Origin of the sequence: Sanguibacter suaedae (assembly GCF_016342785.1) — a bacterium.
Lineage (GTDB): Bacteria > Actinomycetota > Actinomycetes > Actinomycetales > Cellulomonadaceae > Sanguibacter > Sanguibacter suaedae.
Genome location: NZ_JAEINH010000003.1, coordinates 198,860 through 214,494 on the forward strand (window position 1 = coordinate 198,860; position 15,635 = coordinate 214,494).

Sequence of the window (15,635 nt, forward strand, 5' to 3'; positions counted from 1 at the left end):
CCAGGACCCGACCGCGCCCACCTCCGAGGACTTCCGATGACAGCTGTACCGACCGGCGCGCACGTCTCCCCGATCGCCCGTCGCGTCGTGGCCTTCGCGATCGACCTCGTCGTCTGTCTCGGCCTGGCGGGCACTGTCCTCGCCCTCACCGACGAACCCTGGTACGCCGCCCTGACGCTCCTCGAGACCGTGGTCGCGATCTGCGTCTGGGAGGCGCGGACCGGGCGCACCGTCGGCAACAGCGTCCTCGGGCTCCGCACGGTCCGCGTCGACGGGTTGCTCGCCCCGGGCATCGGTCGGGTCGCCCGACGTGCCCTCGTCGTGGGGGCCGGGTTCCTGGTCGCGGCCGTCGGCCAGTGGGCCGTGGTGGCCTCCGGAGCGTGGGACCGCAGCCCGCGCCGGCAGGGGTGGCACGACGCGTTCGCGGGCACGCTCGTGGTCGACGTGTCACGGCGGTCGGCCGCCACCGCGGGTCGTGGCACCCCCGCGCCCCGAGCCGACCCCTGGGGCCCGATGCCCGTCGCCGGCCCCGCGACCTTCCCGCAGGTCCAGGACGTCGCGCCGCGTCCCGGGCCCGCCCGGCCCGTACCTGCCGCGCCGGCACCGGTGGCCGCCCGCCCACCCGAGGACGCTGCCTCGAGGCCGCGTCGTTACGTCCTCGCCTTCGACAACGGTCAGACGTTCACCGTCAGCGGGACGGGCCTCGTGGGTCGACGCCCGGAGTCGGCCGCCGGTGAGCACCACGACGCACACCTCGCGATCGACGACGCCGCACGGTCCGTGTCCAAGACGCACCTCGAGTTCGGCGTCGACGGCACCGGGTTCTGGGTGAGCGACCGCGGATCGACGAACGGCACGACCGTCCTCACGTCGTCGGGCGACCCGCTCGACGTCCTCGTCGGGATGCGCGTCCACGTCCCCGCGGACGGCAGCGTCCGCGTCGGGGAACGTCAGTTCACCGCACGGCCCGCTGCCGGCTGACCGGCGCGCGCCCGCTCCCCCCGGGGTCAGAACCCGAGGCGGCGCAGCTGCTTGGGGTCGCGCTGCCAGTCCTTCGCGACCTTGACGTGCAGGTCGAGGTACACCCGGTTCCCGAGGAGCGCCTCGATGCCCTTGCGCGCCTCCGTCCCCACGTGCCGGAGCCGCGAGCCACCGCGGCCGATGACGATGGCCTTCTGGCTGTCGCGCTCCACGAAGAGGTGCACGCGCACGTCGAGCAGAGGGTTGGGCCCGGACCCGCCCTCGCGCACCGAGATCTCGTCGACGACCACCGCGAGGGAGTGCGGCAGCTCGTCTCGGACACCCTCGAGGGCGGCCTCCCGGACGAGCTCGGCCACCATGACGGCCTCCGGCTCGTCCGTGAGCTCGCCGCCGGGGTAGAGGTCCACGCCCTCCGGGAGGTGACCGACGAGGACGTCGCTCAGGGCGTCCACCTGGTACCCGTCCTTGGCTGACACCGGGACGATGTCGTCCCACTCCCCCAGCCCGTCGACGGCGAGCAGGTGCACCGCGAGCTCCTCGCGCGTCACGAGGTCCGCCTTGGTCACCACCGCCACCACCGGCGTGCGGCGACGACCCCGCGCGAGCTCCGACAGCTGGTTGGCGATGTACCGGTCGCCCGGCCCCACCTTCTGGTCGGCGGGCAGGCAGAAAGCGATGACGTCGACCTCGGTGAGCGTCTCGCGGACGAGGTCGTTGAGCCGCTCGCCGAGGAGGGTGCGCGGCCGGTGGAGCCCTGGGGTGTCGACGAGGATCAGCTGCGCGTCGGGGCGGTGCACGATGCCCCGGATCGTGTGGCGGGTCGTCTGGGGGCGGCCCGACGTGATGGCGACCTTCTGGCCGACGAGGGCGTTCGTCAGCGTCGACTTGCCCGCGTTGGGGCGGCCCACGAGGCACGCGAAGCCGGAACGGTGCGGGCCCGCGCCCTGGGGGCGCTCGTGGTCGGTCGTGGTCATGTGCGGCTCTCCTGCGGTTCAGTGGTCACACGGCGGTCGTCGCTCGCGTGGTCGTCGTCGAGCGCTCTGCGCTCCTGGGACGTGGGCTGCTCGCCCGGCTCGCTGCGCGAGACGAGGATCGTGGAGAGCTGCTTGCGCCGCCCCTCCACACGTTCGGCGACGAGGTGCAGACCATACATGTCGGCCGTCGCCCCCGGGAGCGGGACCTTGCCGAGCGCCTTGGCGAGCAGGCCGCCCGCCGTGTCCACGTCGTCGTCGTCGACCGCGAGGTCGAAGAGGTCCCCCAGCTCGTCGACGGGGAGCCGGGCCGGGACGCGGTGGACGCCGTCACCGACCTCCTCGGGCTCCGGCGCCGCGGCGTCGTGCTCGTCGGTGAGCTCGCCCACGATCTCCTCGAGGGCGTCCTCGATGGTCACGAGGCCCGCGATCCCGCCGTACTCGTCGACGACCACCGCGATGTGCGACGACGTCTGCTGCATCTCGCGCAGCAGGTCGTCGACCGGCTTCGACTCCGGGACGAACGTCGCCGGACGCATGACCTCGCCGACGCTCCGGGACTCACCGTCCTGCGAGTGGTCGAGCACCCGGACGACGTCCTTGAAGTACACGATGCCCAGCAGCTCGTCGACGGAGTCACCGACGACGGGGACCCTCGAGTACCCCGAGCGCAGGAAGAGCGCGAGCGCCTTCGTCAGCGGCGTCGCCGCGGCGCAGCTCACCATGTCGGTCCGCGGCACCATGACCTCGCGCGTCAGGGTGCTCCCCAGCTCGAACACGGACCGGAGCATCGTCCGCTCGTCGTCCTCGATGACGTCCGACTCGTTCACACGGTCGACCATGTCCCGCAGCTCGTGCTCGTCGGACGCGCCGAGCGCAGACCGTGCGGGGACCGACCGTCCGGCGAGAGGGCCAGCGACCCTCAGCACGACGACGAGGAGCGCCCCGAGCGCCACCAGCGTCTGCGCGGGCCTGCGCCGTCCGATGCTGCGGGGGCTGATCCGGACGAGCACGAGCGCGACCCCCGCGCTCACGAGGACCGCCACGAGGAGGACCGCCCACCAGGCCTCCACGAGGGACGCGACGACGATCGTGATGCAGGCCGTCGCGAGCATCTCGGCGAAGACCCGCACGAAGGCCGCCGACGCGGCCGTGGTCGCCGGGTCGGCGACGAGCCCCCGGACCCGGGACTCGACGTCCGGCTTGTTGTCGAGGATCTCGGTCACCGCGCTGCGCGTGACGCGGAGCACGGCGACCTCCGCGGCGCTGAGGACCGCGGCGAGCACGGTCGCGACCACGGCGACCACGAGGAGGAGCCCCAGCGGGGCGTCGCTCAGGGTGTCCACCTCAGCGCCCCGCGAGGAACGTCAGGAGCAGCTTGCGCTGCAGGGCGAACATCTCCTTCTCCTCCTCGGGCTCGGCATGGTCGTAGCCGAGCAGGTGCAGGATCCCGTGGGTCGTGAGGAGCAGCATCTCCTCCACAGTCGAGTGCCCGGCCGCTGCGGCCTGCGCTGCCGCCACCTCCGGGCAGACGACCACGTCACCGAGGAGGCCGGCGGGGGTCACGTCGCCCTCCCGACCCGGCCGCAGCTCGTCCATGGGGAACGACAGCACGTCGGTGGGGCCGGGCTCGTCCATCCATTGCACGTGCAGGTCCGTCATGACGTCCGTGCCGACGAACAGCACGGACAGCTCGGTGAGCGGGTGTACGTGCATCTCGTCGAGCACGAAGCGTCCCAGCTCCGCGAACTCGATCTCGTCCACGTCGTACCCGGACTCGTTGTTGACCTCGATGCTCACCGACGGTGGCCCTTCTCGTGCTGGCGGTCACGGGAGCCACGGTGACCCCCGTCGGGCGAGGACGTCTGCACGTCCCACCGGGAGTAGGCGTCGATGATCTCGCTCACGAGCCGGTGCCGGACCACGTCGGAGGACGAGAGCCTGCAGAACTCCACGTCGTCCACCCCGGTGAGGATGTCCTCGATGACCCGGAGGCCGGACTGGGTGCCCCCGGGGAGGTCGACCTGGGTGATGTCGCCGGTGATGACCATCGTGGACCCGAAGCCCAGACGGGTGAGGAACATCTTCATCTGCTCCGTCGAGGTGTTCTGCGCCTCGTCGAGGATGATGAACGCGTCGTTGAGCGTGCGTCCCCTCATGTAGGCGAGCGGGGCGACCTCGATGGTCCCCGCCTCGAGGAGCTTCGGGACGGTCGCGGGGTCGATCATGTCGTGGAGCGCGTCGTACAGCGGCCGCAGGTACGGGTCGATCTTCTCCGACAACGACCCCGGCAGGTAGCCGAGCCGCTCCCCGGCCTCGACGGCCGGGCGCGTGAGGACGATCCGGCTGACCTGCCTCGCCTGGAGCGCCTGGACGGCCTTGGCCATCGCCAGGTACGTCTTGCCCGTGCCCGCAGGACCGATCCCGAACGTCACCGTGCTCGCGTCGATCGCGTCGACGTACCGCTTCTGCCCGACGGTCTTGGGCCGGATGGTCCGACCGCGGCTCGAGAGGATGTCCATGGCGAACACCTCCGACGGCCGCGTCGACGCGGCGGTCGCCGTGGCGAGCATCTCGATGGACCGTGTCACGACGTCGGCGGTCAGGGTGGCCCCCGCCGCGACCACGTCGATGAGCTCCGCCACGAGCCGTGCGGCGACCGAGACGTCGGCCTCGGGTCCCCGCAGCACGATCTCCTCGTCGCGCACCCGCACGTCGACGGTCTCGAAGCCGTTCTCGACCGCGCGCAGGACGGAGTCGACAGGGCCGAGGAGGGCGGAGATGCTCACCCCCGGGGGCACCACGACGTGCTGCTCGACGTCCCCCGCGGGGACGTCGCCGTTCTCTTGAGATGCCATGTGTGGCTGTGCCCGCTCCTCGACGACTGGTGTCGGCCCAGTCTAGCGAGCACCGGGCCGACCGGCCGACGTCAGGCGGGCGTCCACCCGAGCTGCTTCCCACCGATGACGTGCCCGTGGACGTGGAAGACGCTCTGGCCGGCGTGCGGCCCGGAGTTGAAGACCAGGCGGAACTGCCCGTCGGCCTGCTCGCCGGCGACCCGGTCCGCGAGGGCCACGACCGCACCGAGCAGCTCGGGGTCGGCGGCCGCGAGCTGGGCGATGTCGCCGTGGTGGTCGCGCGGCACGACGAGGACGTGCATCGGCGCCTGGGGCGCGATGTCGCGGAAGGCCACCGCACGCTCGTCCGTCGCGACGATCTCCGCGGGCACCTCGCCGGCGACGATCTTGCAGAAGAGGCAGTCGGAGGGCACGGGGGCGGGCTCCGCGGTCACGTCGTCATGAGTCATCCTCCGAGGCTAGCCGGAAGCGACGCCCGCGACAGCCCGGGCGGGCGGCGCAGCGCCTGCTCCCGGCTCAGCCCCAGCGGCCGAGCCGCTCCGAGAGGGACGCGACCGCGACGGGCCCCGCCGTGGACGTGCGCAGCACGTGCGGCCCGAGGCGGGCGAGCACCGCTCCGGCCTCGGTGAGCGCCTCGACCTCGCGGTCGCTGATCCCGCCCTCCGGCCCGACGACCACGAGGACGCTGCGCGGCACGTCACCGGCGGGCGGGGGTACCGGCACGGCGGCCAGCGGCACCGCCGCGTCCTCGTGCAGGACGACGGCCGACCCACCGGCGTCGAGGACCGCCCGGACCGTCGCGACGAGGGCCCGGCCGTCGACCGGACGACGGACCTCCGGGAGGGTCGCACGCCGCGCCTGCTTCGTCGCGGCGCGCACGGTCGCCACCCAGCGGGCGAGTGACTTCTCGGCCCGGTCGCCACGCCACACGACGACCGACCGCTCCGCCTGCCAGGGCACGACGGCGTCGACCCCGAGCTCGGTGGCCGCCTCGATCGCCAGCTCGTCGCGGTCCCCCTTGGCGAGCGCCTGGACGAGGACGACCTCGACCGAGTCGGTCTCCTCCACGACGACCTCCTGGACGCCGAGCGTCACCCGGGGACCGTCGACGTCCTCGACGACGCACCGCGCGCGCACGCCCGCCCCGTCGACCACGTCGACGCGCTCACCGGTCCGGCGGCGCTGCACCACGCCCGCGTGCCGACCCTCAGGTCCCTCGAGGACGTAGCGGTCCCCCGGCCCCAGCCGCGACAGCTCACCGACCTCGGCGAGGAAGACGGGAGCGCTCATCAGCGCCCGGCGAGCTTGTCGCGCAGCCGGCTGAAGACGCCGCCGTGCGCCGAGGAGACGTGCCCCTCGGGGCGCTCCTCGCCGCGCAGCACCGACAGCTGCCGCAGCAGGTCGGCCTGCTCGTCGTCGAGGCTCGTGGGGATCTGGACCTCGACGTGGACGTTGAGGTCCCCGCGACCGGACGCCTGGAGGTGACCGATCCCGAGCCCCTTGAGGGTGAGGACCTGACCGGGCTGCGTCCCGGGGCGCAGGTCGAGGCTCTCGACGCCGTCGAGCGTCTCCAGCTCGAGGACGGTGCCGAGCGCGGCGGCGGTCATCGGGATCTCGAGCGTGCAGTGCAGGTCGTCTCCACGGCGCAGGAACTTCTCGTGCTTGCGCTCGCGGATCTCGAAGTAGAGGTCGCCCGCCGGTCCGCCGGCGGGTCCCACCTCGCCCTGGGACGTGAGGCGGATGCGCGTCCCGGTCTCGACGCCCGCAGGCACCTCGACGGCGACGCTGCGACGGCTGCGGACACGTCCCTCGCCCGCGCACTCGGCGCACGGCTCGGGGATCGTCGTCCCGAAGCCCTGGCACGCGGCGCACGGCGCGGTGGTCATCACCTGGCCGAGGAAGGACCGTGCCACGCGCTGCACGGTCCCCCGACCGCCGCACACGTCGCAGGTCCGCGGGGACGTCCCCGGACGGCAGCAGGACCCCGAGCACGTGCCGCACACGACCGCGGTGTCCACCTGGATCTCCCGGCGCACCCCGAAGGCGGCCTCGGAGAGGTCGATGTCGAGGCGCACGAGCGCGTCCTGGCCGCGTCGCGACCGCGGGATCGGTCCGCGCTGCGCCTGACCGCCCCCGAAGAAGGTCTCGAAGATGTCCTGGAAACCGAATCCGCCGCCCGCGCCACCGCCGGGCGCCGACGGGTCGTGGCCCATGTCGTACGACTGCCGCTTCTCCGGGTTGGACAGCACCTCGTAGGCGCGCGAGACGTCCTTGAAACGGTCCTCCGCGTCGGGGCCGGCGACGTCCGGGTGCAGCTCGCGGGCGAGCTTGCGGTACGCCTTCTTGATCTGGTCCTGGCTCGCGTCCTTGGCCACGCCAAGGACGTCGTAGTAGTCGCTCACTGGGTGCTCTCTGCCGATCCTGGTCCGGGGATGTGGTGGGAGGTCGTGGGTGGGCTCGAGGTCACGTGCCGAGGATCCTCGAGAGGTATCTCGCGACGGCACGGACCGCCGCGATGGTTCCGGGGTAGTCCATCCGGGTGGGGCCGATGGACCCGATGGTCGCGACCGAGTCCCCCTGGGACCCGTAGCCCGTGGTGACGACGGAGGTCTCGAACAGCCCGGCGAGCTGTGTCTCGTGACCGATGCGGACGTTGACCCCCGCCGAGTCCTCGGCCATCTCCGTGAGGAGGTTGAGGAGCACGACCTGCTCCTCGAGGGCCTCGAGGACGGGACGCAGCGCGTGCTCGAACCGCATCCCCGCCTGCGCGAGGTTCGCGGTGCCGGTGAGGACGATGCGCTCCTCGCTCTCCTGCTCGAGCGTCTCGACGATGACCTCGCCGACCCGTCGGACGAGCTCGCGCTCCGACGGGTGGTAGGTCGCGGCGAGGTCGTCGAGCGCCGAGGAGAGCTCGTGGAGACGCCGGCCGGCCGCAGCGGCGTTCAGCCGCGTGCGGAGCCCGACGAGCAGCACCTCGTCGGGGGCGGTGGCGAGCTCGAGGGTGCGCTGCTCGACGCGGCCGGTGTCGGTGATGATGACGACGAGGAGCCGCCGGTCACCGAGGGTGACGAGCTCGAGGTGCCGCATCCCCGAACGCCGCAGGGACGGGTACTGGACGACGGCCACCTGGCCGGTGAGCTGGGCGAGGAGCCGCCCCGCCCGGGTCACGACGTCGTCGAGGTCGACCGCCCCGCCGAGGAACGCCTCGATGGCGGTCTTCTCCGCCGAGGACAGCGCCTTGACGGTCGCCAGCTGGTCGACGAACAGGCGGTACCCCTTGTCCGTGGGGACGCGCCCCGCGGACGTGTGGGGCTGGGCGATGAACCCGTCCTCCTCGAGGACCGCCATGTCGTTGCGGATGGTCGCCGGGGACACCCCGAGACCGTGACGCTCCGCGAGGAGCCGGGAGCCCACGGGCTCCCTCGTGCGGACGTAGTCCTCGACGATCGCCCGGAGCACGTCGAGCCTGCGCTCGTCACCCGCCGCCATACCGACACCCTCCGTCCTCGTAGCACTCACAGACTGCGAGTGCTAATTCTACGCCGATGATCCTCGTCGGCTCCTCGTGTCGTCGAGTGCGGTGCACCACTGCCCCTCTACCCTTCTCCGGGTGAGCTACGAGAGATACTCCTCCGACGTCCTGGCCTCCGGCTCCCCCGCGGCGCACCGGCGCCCCACGTCCCGCCCGGTCCCCGCGGAGCGCGGCCTGGTGGTCGAGGAGGTGACGACGGGCTGGGTGGGCGCCGTGGTGCGCACCGAGAAATCGGGCGGCATGCACGTCGTCGTCCTCGAGGACCGCGCCGGGCGCACCCGGACCTTCCCGCTCGGTCCGGGCTTCTGGGTGGACGGCGCTCCCGTGGAGCTCCTCGCCCCCGCCGCGCCGGCGGGTCCCGTGGCGCCGGGACGCACCGCCTCCGGGTCGAGGGCCGTCGCCGGTGCCCGTGCCCGCGTGGCCCGCGGCAGCCGCATCTGGGTCGAGGGCCGCCACGACGCCGAGCTCGTCGAGAAGGTGTGGGGCGACGACCTGCGCGTCGAGGGCGTGGTAGTCGAGCCGCTCGACGGGATCGACAACCTCGCCGAGGCTCTCCACGAGTTCGGGCCGGCCGCGGGCCGACGGGTGGGCGTGCTCGTCGACCACCTGGTGCCCGGGAGCAAGGAGCAGCGGATCACCGACGACGTGCTGCGGCAGTTCCCCGGCGGGCACGTGCTCGTCCTCGGCCACCCGTACGTCGACGTGTGGCAGGCCGTGCGGCCCGCCCGGGTCGGCCTCGACGCGTGGCCGACGATCGAACGGGGCACGGAGTGGAAGCACGGCATCCTCCACCGTCTCGGGTGGCCGGCCGAGGACCAGGCGGACGTCGCACGGGGATGGAAGCGCATCCTGGGCACCGTCCGCAGCTACGCGGACCTCGAGCCGTCGCTGCTCGGTCGGGTGGAGGAGCTCATCGACTTCGTCACCGCGCCCGCTGACTGACGGCGGACGGACCGGCGGTCGTCCTGGGGCTCCTCGGCGGACCCCCAGGACGACCGGACCCGGGAGTCCGTCAGGCCGGCTGCTCGCCGACGAGACGGCGGTACACGTACGCCGTCGCGATCATCGAGACGGGCACGGTGATGATGAGACCGAGGCCGAGGGGGATCGCGCCGACGAAGTTGGCGACCATGGTGAGGACGAGCAGGAGTACGCACGTCCCGGCGTTGCGCATGACCAGCGAGAAGCTCGCCTTGAAGGCGTCGACGACGCCGAGGTTCTTGTCCATGACGAAGTACAGGGCGAACATGCTGAACAGCCCGAAGATGATCGAGCCGACGAACGTGAAGTAGAGGATGGCGGTGCCTGCCGCGATGGCGAGCGCGGTGAGCACCACGTTCCCCAGGTTCGGGAACCGGAAGAAGTCACCTGTCGTCAGCGGGCGACCGCTCGTCACGGCGAGCGATCCGCTGATCATCGCCGCCTGGACCAGGAACGCGAGGGCGGCGACCAGGAGGACGAACACGAAGGTCCCGAAGCCCAGCGCGAGCAGCCCCGCCGTCGGGTCCGCGCTCCCGAGCGCCGACCCGCCCACGAGGATCCCGAAGAAGAGGGCCACGAGGACGACGAAGCCGACGAAGTACGCGACGACCGCCAGCAGGATCGGAGCCAGGTTCTGCGTGAACTTGGCCCAGGCGTAGCTGAACGCGTCCCCCACCTGGACGGGCTGGTCACCGAAGCCGCCCGCCGCCGGGGCGGCGCCGTAGCCCGCACCGTACGCGCCGTAGCCCTGGCCGGGAGCCTGGTACCCGGGCTGGCCGAAGGGCTCGGCCGGCGGAGGGTACGCGCTCGGAGGAGGGGTGGATCCGGTGGGGGCGGAGTACGGCCCGGCCGCGGGCTCGGCCGGCTTGGCGAAGGGGTCGCCCGCACCGTAGGGGTTGGTGCTCTGCGCGTCACCCTGGGACGGGGCCTGGGGCTGCCCGTCCCGCTGGGAGGGGTCGTCGGGGGTGTTGGTGCTCATGGTGCTCCTCGGTGGGTTCGAGCGTGCAGATCGGCGTATTCACGCCGATGATTCCACACGTGACCCGCCGCGGTCAGGGGCGTCTCTCAGGACGAGTGCCCTTCGCGGGCGGCTCGCGCCTGCGCGAGGGCGTCACGAAGCACCGCGGCGTAGATGTCCCGCCCGCCGCCCGCGGGGTGGACCCCGTCCTTGGCCACCCCGTCCGGGTGGGGTGCGATCGCCGCCTGCCAGTCCGCGACGACCACGTCGGGGTGGCGCGCCGCGGCAGCACGGAGCTGGTCGTTCGTCGGCCCGATCCATGGTCGGTCCCCGTGGCCCGTGACGAGGACGACCGTCCTGTCCGGCCCGACCGCCGCCAGCGCCTCCTCGACCACCCGCTCGTCGACGGTGCTGTTCGTGGCCAGCGACAGCACCACGTACGGGCGCAGTGCGTCCACCCCGCCGAGCGCCGCCACGGCCTCGGCGGTGCTGCGCATCTGCCTCGAGACGGCGGCGTCGATGGCGACGCCGGGCAGCGCGGCCTGGACCGCCTCGACGCTCGTGAGCGTCACCGAGTCGCCGATGATCGTCACCTGGTCGCCGGGCGGGGCGGCGAGGACGGGGGGCTCCGAGGGTTCCGTGGGGTCCGCGGGCTCCTCGGCGGGTGCCGGCTCCTCGGGGGCGGTGGGCGCCGTCGTCCCGGGCTCGGGCTCCTCCTGGGTCGGCTGCGACGTCGACGACGGGGACGCGTCGTCCGTTGCCTCGGCCGAGGCGGCCTCCTCCAGGAGCGCCGCACCGCGCTGGATCTCGGCCTCCAGCTCGGACGTCTCGGGAGCCCGCACGACGGCCGCGACGCTCGCGGCCACCAGGGCCACCGCGAGCGCGACCACCGAGACGAGCGCGGCCCGCGCGCCGCGACGGCGGCGGCCGTCGCCCGACCGTGCGAGCCGGAGCAGCGCGGTGGCGCGCGCTGCCACCGCGCGGGCGACGGTGCGGACTCCGCGGTCCAGGACGGGACGTTCGACGAACCGGTACGACGCCCAGGACGCGACCGTCGTGAGGACCAGCACCGTCACTGCGACGGAGGGCGTGAACCCGCGGCCCGCAGACGGGGCGTCGAGGATCTCTGCCACCAGGACGGCCACCGGCCAGTGCCACAGGTAGATGCCGTAGGAGCGCTCACCGATCCACCGCAGGGGGGCCACCTCGAGGCGATGCGCGACGCCCTGCGTGCCGACGATCGCCAGGAGGAGCCCGACGGTGAGCACGGAGGCGAGGAGCAGCCCGCCCTCGTAGGTGGCCCGGTCCTCGACGTGCAGCTCCAGGGCGAGCGCGCCGAGCCCTGCGAGGCTCGCGGTCCCGAGCGCCAGCCGCAGCGCGGTGGCTCGCGTCGGACGCAGCGTCACGAGCGGCTCGGCCGCTCCGGCGTGGCCGCCGGCGCGGGGGGCGAGCCACAGGGCGAGGAACGCCCCGAGCATGAGCCCGAAGAGGTGCGTGTCGGTCCCGTAGTAGGCGCGCGAGGTGTCGGACGTCGGGTCGTGGAGGACCGCCATCCAGACGGCGGACCCTGCCGCGACGACGCCGGTCGTCACGAGGCCCGTCGCGCGGGATCGCCGGACGGCGAGCACCGCGACCACGACGAGGGGCCACACGAGGTAGAACTGCTCCTCGACGGCGAGCGACCAGAGGTTCGCGAAGAGCTGGGGACTGAGGTCGGCGGTGTACGACGCCCCCTGGGCGACGTACACCCAGTTGCTGGAGAACGTCAGGGCGCCGAGCACCTGCGCGCGGATCCCGACGAGGACGTCACCACCGAGGACCCCGGCCACGGACGTGCACGTGACGACCACCACGAGGAGCGCCGGGAGCAGCCGTCGGACGCGTCGCGCCCAGAACGCGGTGAGCGACACGCGCCCGGTCCGCTCCCGCTCGCGGACGAGGAGCGTCGTGATGAGGAAGCCGCTGAGGACGAAGAAGACGTCGACGCCGAGGAAGCCGCCGGGCAGTGCGGTGGGCGCGAGGTGGAACGCCACGACGGCGAGGACCGCGAGCGCCCGCACGGAGTCGAGCCCGTGGATGCGGGCCCGCCCGGCGGCTGCCGGCCTCGGGGGTGGTGTCGTCGGTGCCGTGACCATGTCAGTCCGTGAGGTCGCGCACCACGGAGTCCGCGAGGAGGCGCCCGCGTCGGGTGAGGACGAGCCGGCCGTCGAGGGCGGCGCGTCCGTCGACGAGGCCCTCGGCGACGTGGGTGGCGACGGCCGTGCGCGCACGAGGGGACAGTGCCGAGAGGACGAGGCCCTCGCGGAGCCGGGCACCGAGCATGACGGTCTCGAGCTCGGCGGAGGCGTCGTCGAGGATCTCCCGGCCGGCGGCGGGGCTGAGTCCTTGGGCGAGCCGGGCGGCGTAGCGCGACGGGTGCTTGACGTTCCACCAGCGGACCCCGCGGGCGCCGGGCTCGTCGGAGGCGACGTACGAGTGGGCTCCCGGTCCGACGCCCCACCAGTCGTGGCCGCGCCAGTACGCGAGGTTGTGCCGGCAGGCCGCGGTCCGCCCGTCGCGGGTGCGGGCCCAGTTGGAGACCTCGTACCAGTCGAGGCCGGCGGCGGTGAGGAGGTCGTCGGCGAGCTCGTACTTCTCGGCCTGGTCGTCCTCGTCAGGGAGCGTGACCTGCCCGCGGCGCACCTGGGCGGCCATCTTGGTGCCGGGTTCGACGACGAGCGCGTAGGCGGACACGTGGTCGACGCCCGTGGCGACGGCCGTCTCGACGCTCGTGCGCCAGTCGTCGAGGCTCTCTCCCGGGGTCCCGTAGATGAGGTCGAGCGAGACGTCGAGCCCGGCGTCCTGCGCCCAGCGCACGACGTCGGGGATGCGTCGGGGGTCGTGCGTGCGCTCGAGGGTGGCGAGCACGTGGGGTACCGCGGACTGCATCCCGAAGGACACGCGGGTGAACCCCCCGGCGGCGAGCTCGGCGAGGGAGGCGGGCGTCACGGAGTCCGGGTTGGCCTCCGTGGTGACCTCGGCCCCGTCCTCGAGGCCCCAGGTGTCGCGGACGCCGTCGAGCATGCGCACGAGATCCCGGACGGCCAGGAGCGTGGGGGTGCCGCCCCCGACGAAGACGGTCGACACGGGCCGCGCCGGGATGCCGGCGCGGTCGAGGACGTCCGCCGCGAGGTGGATCTCGGAGAGCGCGGTCACCGCGTAGGCGTGCTGGCTCCCGCCGCCGCCGAGCTCGCTCGCCGTGTAGGTGTTGAAGTCGCAGTACCCGCAGCGCACGGTGCAGAACGGCACGTGGAGGTACACGCCGAAGGACCGGGCTGCGGCGCCGGTCCCTGCCCCGGGCGGCAGGGACCCGTCGTCGGGCGCGTCGATGCCCTCGGGGAGCGCGGGGGTCACTTCTTCTTTTCTCGGGTCTCCGTCTGCTCGGACGTCAGAGCAGCGATGAACGCGTCCTTGGGGACCTCGACCTGACCGATGGTCTTCATGCGCTTCTTGCCCTCCTTCTGCTTCTCCAGGAGCTTGCGCTTGCGGGAGATGTCACCGCCGTAGCACTTGGCGAGGACGTCCTTGCGGATGGCGCGGATGGTCTCGCGCGCGATGACGCGGGCGCCGACCGCCGCCTGGATGGGCACCTCGAACTGCTGGCGCGGGATGAGGCCCTTGAGCTTGCCGGCCATCATCACGCCGTACGCGTAGGCGTTGTCCTTGTGGACGATGGCGCTGAAGGCGTCCACCTGCTCCCCCTGGAGCAGGATGTCGACCTTGACGAGTGCCGCGGCCTGGTCGCCGACCACGTCGTAGTCGAGGGAGGCGTACCCCCGGGTCTTCGACTTCAGCTGGTCGAAGAAGTCGAAGACGATCTCGGCGAGCGGGAGCATGTACCGCATCTCGACGCGGTCCGCCGACAGGTAGTCCATGCCCTGGAGGTCGCCGCGCCGGGTCTGGCAGAGCTCCATGACGGCCCCGATGAACTCCGACGGCGCGAGGATCGTGGCCTTGACCACGGGCTCGCGGACCTCGCCGATCTTCCCGCCGGGGAACTCGGACGGGTTGGTCACCTGGATGACGGTCTTGTCCTCCATCGTCACCTCGTAGATGACGTTGGGTGCCGTCGAGATGAGATCGAGGTCGAACTCGCGCTCGAGGCGCTCGCGGACGATCTCGAGGTGGAGGAGGCCGAGGTACCCGACACGGAACCCGAAGCCGAGAGCCACCGACGTCTCCGGCTCGTAGACGAGCGCGGCGTCGTTGAGCTTGAGGCGGTCGAGGGCGTCACGGAGGACCGGGTAGTCGGACCCGTCGATGGGGTACAGGCCGGAGAAGACCATGGGCTTGGGGTCGCTGTACCCGCCGAGCGCCTCGGCGGCGGGCTTCGCGGAGTTCGTCACCGTGTCGCCGACCTTGGACTGGCGCACGTCCTTCACACCGGTGATGAGGTAGCCGACCTCGCCGACGCCCAGCCCCTTCGTCGGGGACGGCTCGGGCGAGGACACGCCGATCTCGAGGAGGTCGTGCACGGCGCGCGTGGACATCATCGCGATGCGCTCGCGCGGGTTGAGCTGCCCGTCGATGACGCGCACATAGGTGACGACGCCCCGGTAGGTGTCGTAGACGGAGTCGAAGATCATGGCGCGCGCGGGCGCCGTGGGGTCGCCCTGGGGCGCCGGGACGAGCTCGACGATCCGGTCGAGGAGCTCGGTGACACCGACCCCCGTCTTGCCGGACACGCGCAGGACGTCCTCGGGGTCGCCGCCCACGAGGCCGGCGATCTCCTCGGCGTACTTCTCCGGTTGCGCGGCGGGCAGGTCGATCTTGTTGAGCACCGGGATGATCTGGAGCTCGTTCTCCATCGCCAGGTAGAGGTTGGCGAGGGTCTGCGCCTCGATTCCCTGCGCTGCATCGACGAGGAGGACCGCACCCTCGCAGGCCGCGAGCGACCGCGAGACCTCGTACGTGAAGTCGACGTGGCCGGGGGTGTCGATCATGTTCAGCGCGTACGCCGTGTCGTCGACCTCCCACGGCATGCGCACGGCCTGGGACTTGATGGTGATCCCGCGCTCGCGCTCGATGTCCATCCGGTCGAGGTACTGCGCGCGCATGGCGCGGGCCTCGACGACACCGGTGATCTGCAGCATGCGGTCGGCGAGGGTCGACTTGCCGTGGTCGATGTGCGCGATGATGCAGAAGTTCCGCAGCAGCTCCGGTGCAGTGGCCGCGGGCTGGATGCTGGTCAGGTTGGCCGCTGAAGGGATGGGAGTCACGCGTTTCATTCTCCCACGGACGCGGGGGGGGGCCCCCCCCCGGCCCCCCCCCCCCACCCCACACGTGGAAGGAGTGTGCATCAACGGAACCCCCCC

14 protein-coding genes are annotated in these 15,635 nt (G+C 72.6%); 2 read left to right on the plus strand and 12 right to left on the minus strand.

Annotated features, from left to right (window positions below):
- The first annotated feature begins 36 nt into the window (after window positions 1-36).
- Window positions 37-981 carry an RDD family protein gene (locus tag JAV76_RS04980; RefSeq protein ID WP_198732924.1) on the plus strand — a complete coding sequence of 315 codons (945 nt, stop codon included), beginning with the start codon at window positions 37-39 and terminating at the stop codon, window positions 979-981.
- Window positions 982-1,007: 26 nt separating this feature from the next.
- On the opposite strand, the gene era is transcribed toward JAV76_RS04980, so the two are convergent.
- The 8 genes from era to hrcA form a co-directional block, all read right to left on the minus strand.
- On the minus strand, window positions 1,008-1,955 hold the full coding sequence (era, locus tag JAV76_RS04985; RefSeq protein WP_198732925.1) for a GTPase Era: 948 nt from the start codon (window positions 1,953-1,955) through the stop codon (window positions 1,008-1,010).
- A complete protein-coding gene (locus JAV76_RS04990) occupies window positions 1,952-3,298 on the minus strand; it encodes a hemolysin family protein (protein ID WP_307843995.1) in 1,347 nt (448 codons plus the stop codon). The genes era and JAV76_RS04990 overlap by 4 nt, the downstream gene beginning before the upstream one ends.
- Window position 3,299: 1 nt before the next feature.
- Complete coding sequence (ybeY, locus tag JAV76_RS04995; RefSeq protein WP_198732926.1) at window positions 3,300-3,752, minus strand: rRNA maturation RNase YbeY; 453 nt, start codon at window positions 3,750-3,752, stop codon at window positions 3,300-3,302.
- Complete coding sequence (locus JAV76_RS05000; protein ID WP_198732927.1) at window positions 3,749-4,810, minus strand: PhoH family protein; 1,062 nt, start codon at window positions 4,808-4,810, stop codon at window positions 3,749-3,751. The genes ybeY and JAV76_RS05000 overlap by 4 nt, the downstream gene beginning before the upstream one ends.
- Before the next feature lie 71 nt (window positions 4,811-4,881).
- Window positions 4,882-5,259 carry a histidine triad nucleotide-binding protein gene (locus JAV76_RS05005; protein ID WP_198732928.1) on the minus strand — a complete coding sequence of 126 codons (378 nt, stop codon included), beginning with the start codon at window positions 5,257-5,259 and terminating at the stop codon, window positions 4,882-4,884.
- Between the two features lie 67 nt (window positions 5,260-5,326).
- Window positions 5,327-6,100, minus strand: a complete 774-nt coding sequence (locus JAV76_RS05010) for a 16S rRNA (uracil(1498)-N(3))-methyltransferase (protein ID WP_198732929.1) — start codon at window positions 6,098-6,100, stop codon at window positions 5,327-5,329.
- Window positions 6,100-7,212 (minus strand): molecular chaperone DnaJ, encoded by a 1,113-nt coding sequence (gene dnaJ / locus JAV76_RS05015; protein WP_198732930.1) that lies wholly within the window; start codon window positions 7,210-7,212, stop codon window positions 6,100-6,102. Before dnaJ ends, JAV76_RS05010 begins: the two co-directional genes overlap by 1 nt.
- Before the next feature lie 61 nt (window positions 7,213-7,273).
- Complete coding sequence (gene hrcA, locus JAV76_RS05020; RefSeq protein ID WP_198732931.1) at window positions 7,274-8,299, minus strand: heat-inducible transcriptional repressor HrcA; 1,026 nt, start codon at window positions 8,297-8,299, stop codon at window positions 7,274-7,276.
- Window positions 8,300-8,420: 121 nt separating this feature from the next.
- On the opposite strand from hrcA, the gene JAV76_RS05025 reads away from it, so the two are divergent.
- A complete protein-coding gene (locus JAV76_RS05025; RefSeq protein ID WP_198732932.1) occupies window positions 8,421-9,284 on the plus strand; it encodes a DUF3097 domain-containing protein in 864 nt (287 codons plus the stop codon).
- 70 nt (window positions 9,285-9,354) lie between these two features.
- Here the strand turns inward: JAV76_RS05025 and JAV76_RS05030 are convergent, their stop codons facing one another.
- The 4 genes from JAV76_RS05030 to lepA form a co-directional block, all read right to left on the minus strand.
- Complete coding sequence (locus tag JAV76_RS05030; protein WP_198732933.1) at window positions 9,355-10,302, minus strand: DUF2189 domain-containing protein; 948 nt, start codon at window positions 10,300-10,302, stop codon at window positions 9,355-9,357.
- Window positions 10,303-10,388: 86 nt separating this feature from the next.
- Window positions 10,389-12,416, minus strand: a complete 2,028-nt coding sequence (locus JAV76_RS05035) for an acyltransferase family protein (RefSeq protein WP_198732934.1) — start codon at window positions 12,414-12,416, stop codon at window positions 10,389-10,391.
- Between the two features lies 1 nt (window position 12,417).
- Window positions 12,418-13,674, minus strand: a complete 1,257-nt coding sequence (gene hemW, locus JAV76_RS05040) for a radical SAM family heme chaperone HemW (protein WP_198732935.1) — start codon at window positions 13,672-13,674, stop codon at window positions 12,418-12,420.
- Window positions 13,671-15,548: a translation elongation factor 4 gene (gene lepA, locus JAV76_RS05045; RefSeq protein ID WP_198732936.1), complete on the minus strand. Its 1,878-nt coding sequence runs from the start codon at window positions 15,546-15,548 to the stop codon at window positions 13,671-13,673. Before lepA ends, hemW begins: the two co-directional genes overlap by 4 nt.
- Between the last annotated feature and the right edge of the window lie 87 nt (window positions 15,549-15,635).

Excerpts from the sequence above, each read along its gene's own strand:
- JAV76_RS04980 (WP_198732924.1), top strand. The coding sequence starts at position 37 with ATGACAGCTGTACCGACCGGCGCGCACGTCTCCCCGATCGCCCGTCGC.
- era (WP_198732925.1), bottom strand. The coding sequence starts at position 1,955 with ATGACCACGACCGACCACGAGCGCCCCCAGGGCGCGGGCCCGCACCGT.
- JAV76_RS05000 (WP_198732927.1), bottom strand. The coding sequence starts at position 4,810 with ATGGCATCTCAAGAGAACGGCGACGTCCCCGCGGGGGACGTCGAGCAG.
- JAV76_RS05005 (WP_198732928.1), bottom strand. The coding sequence starts at position 5,259 with ATGACTCATGACGACGTGACCGCGGAGCCCGCCCCCGTGCCCTCCGAC.
- JAV76_RS05010 (WP_198732929.1), bottom strand. The coding sequence starts at position 6,100 with ATGAGCGCTCCCGTCTTCCTCGCCGAGGTCGGTGAGCTGTCGCGGCTG.
- hrcA (WP_198732931.1), bottom strand. The coding sequence starts at position 8,299 with ATGGCGGCGGGTGACGAGCGCAGGCTCGACGTGCTCCGGGCGATCGTC.
- JAV76_RS05030 (WP_198732933.1), bottom strand. The coding sequence starts at position 10,302 with ATGAGCACCAACACCCCCGACGACCCCTCCCAGCGGGACGGGCAGCCC.
- JAV76_RS05035 (WP_198732934.1), bottom strand. The coding sequence starts at position 12,416 with ATGGTCACGGCACCGACGACACCACCCCCGAGGCCGGCAGCCGCCGGG.
- lepA (WP_198732936.1), bottom strand. The coding sequence starts at position 15,548 with ATGAAACGCGTGACTCCCATCCCTTCAGCGGCCAACCTGACCAGCATC.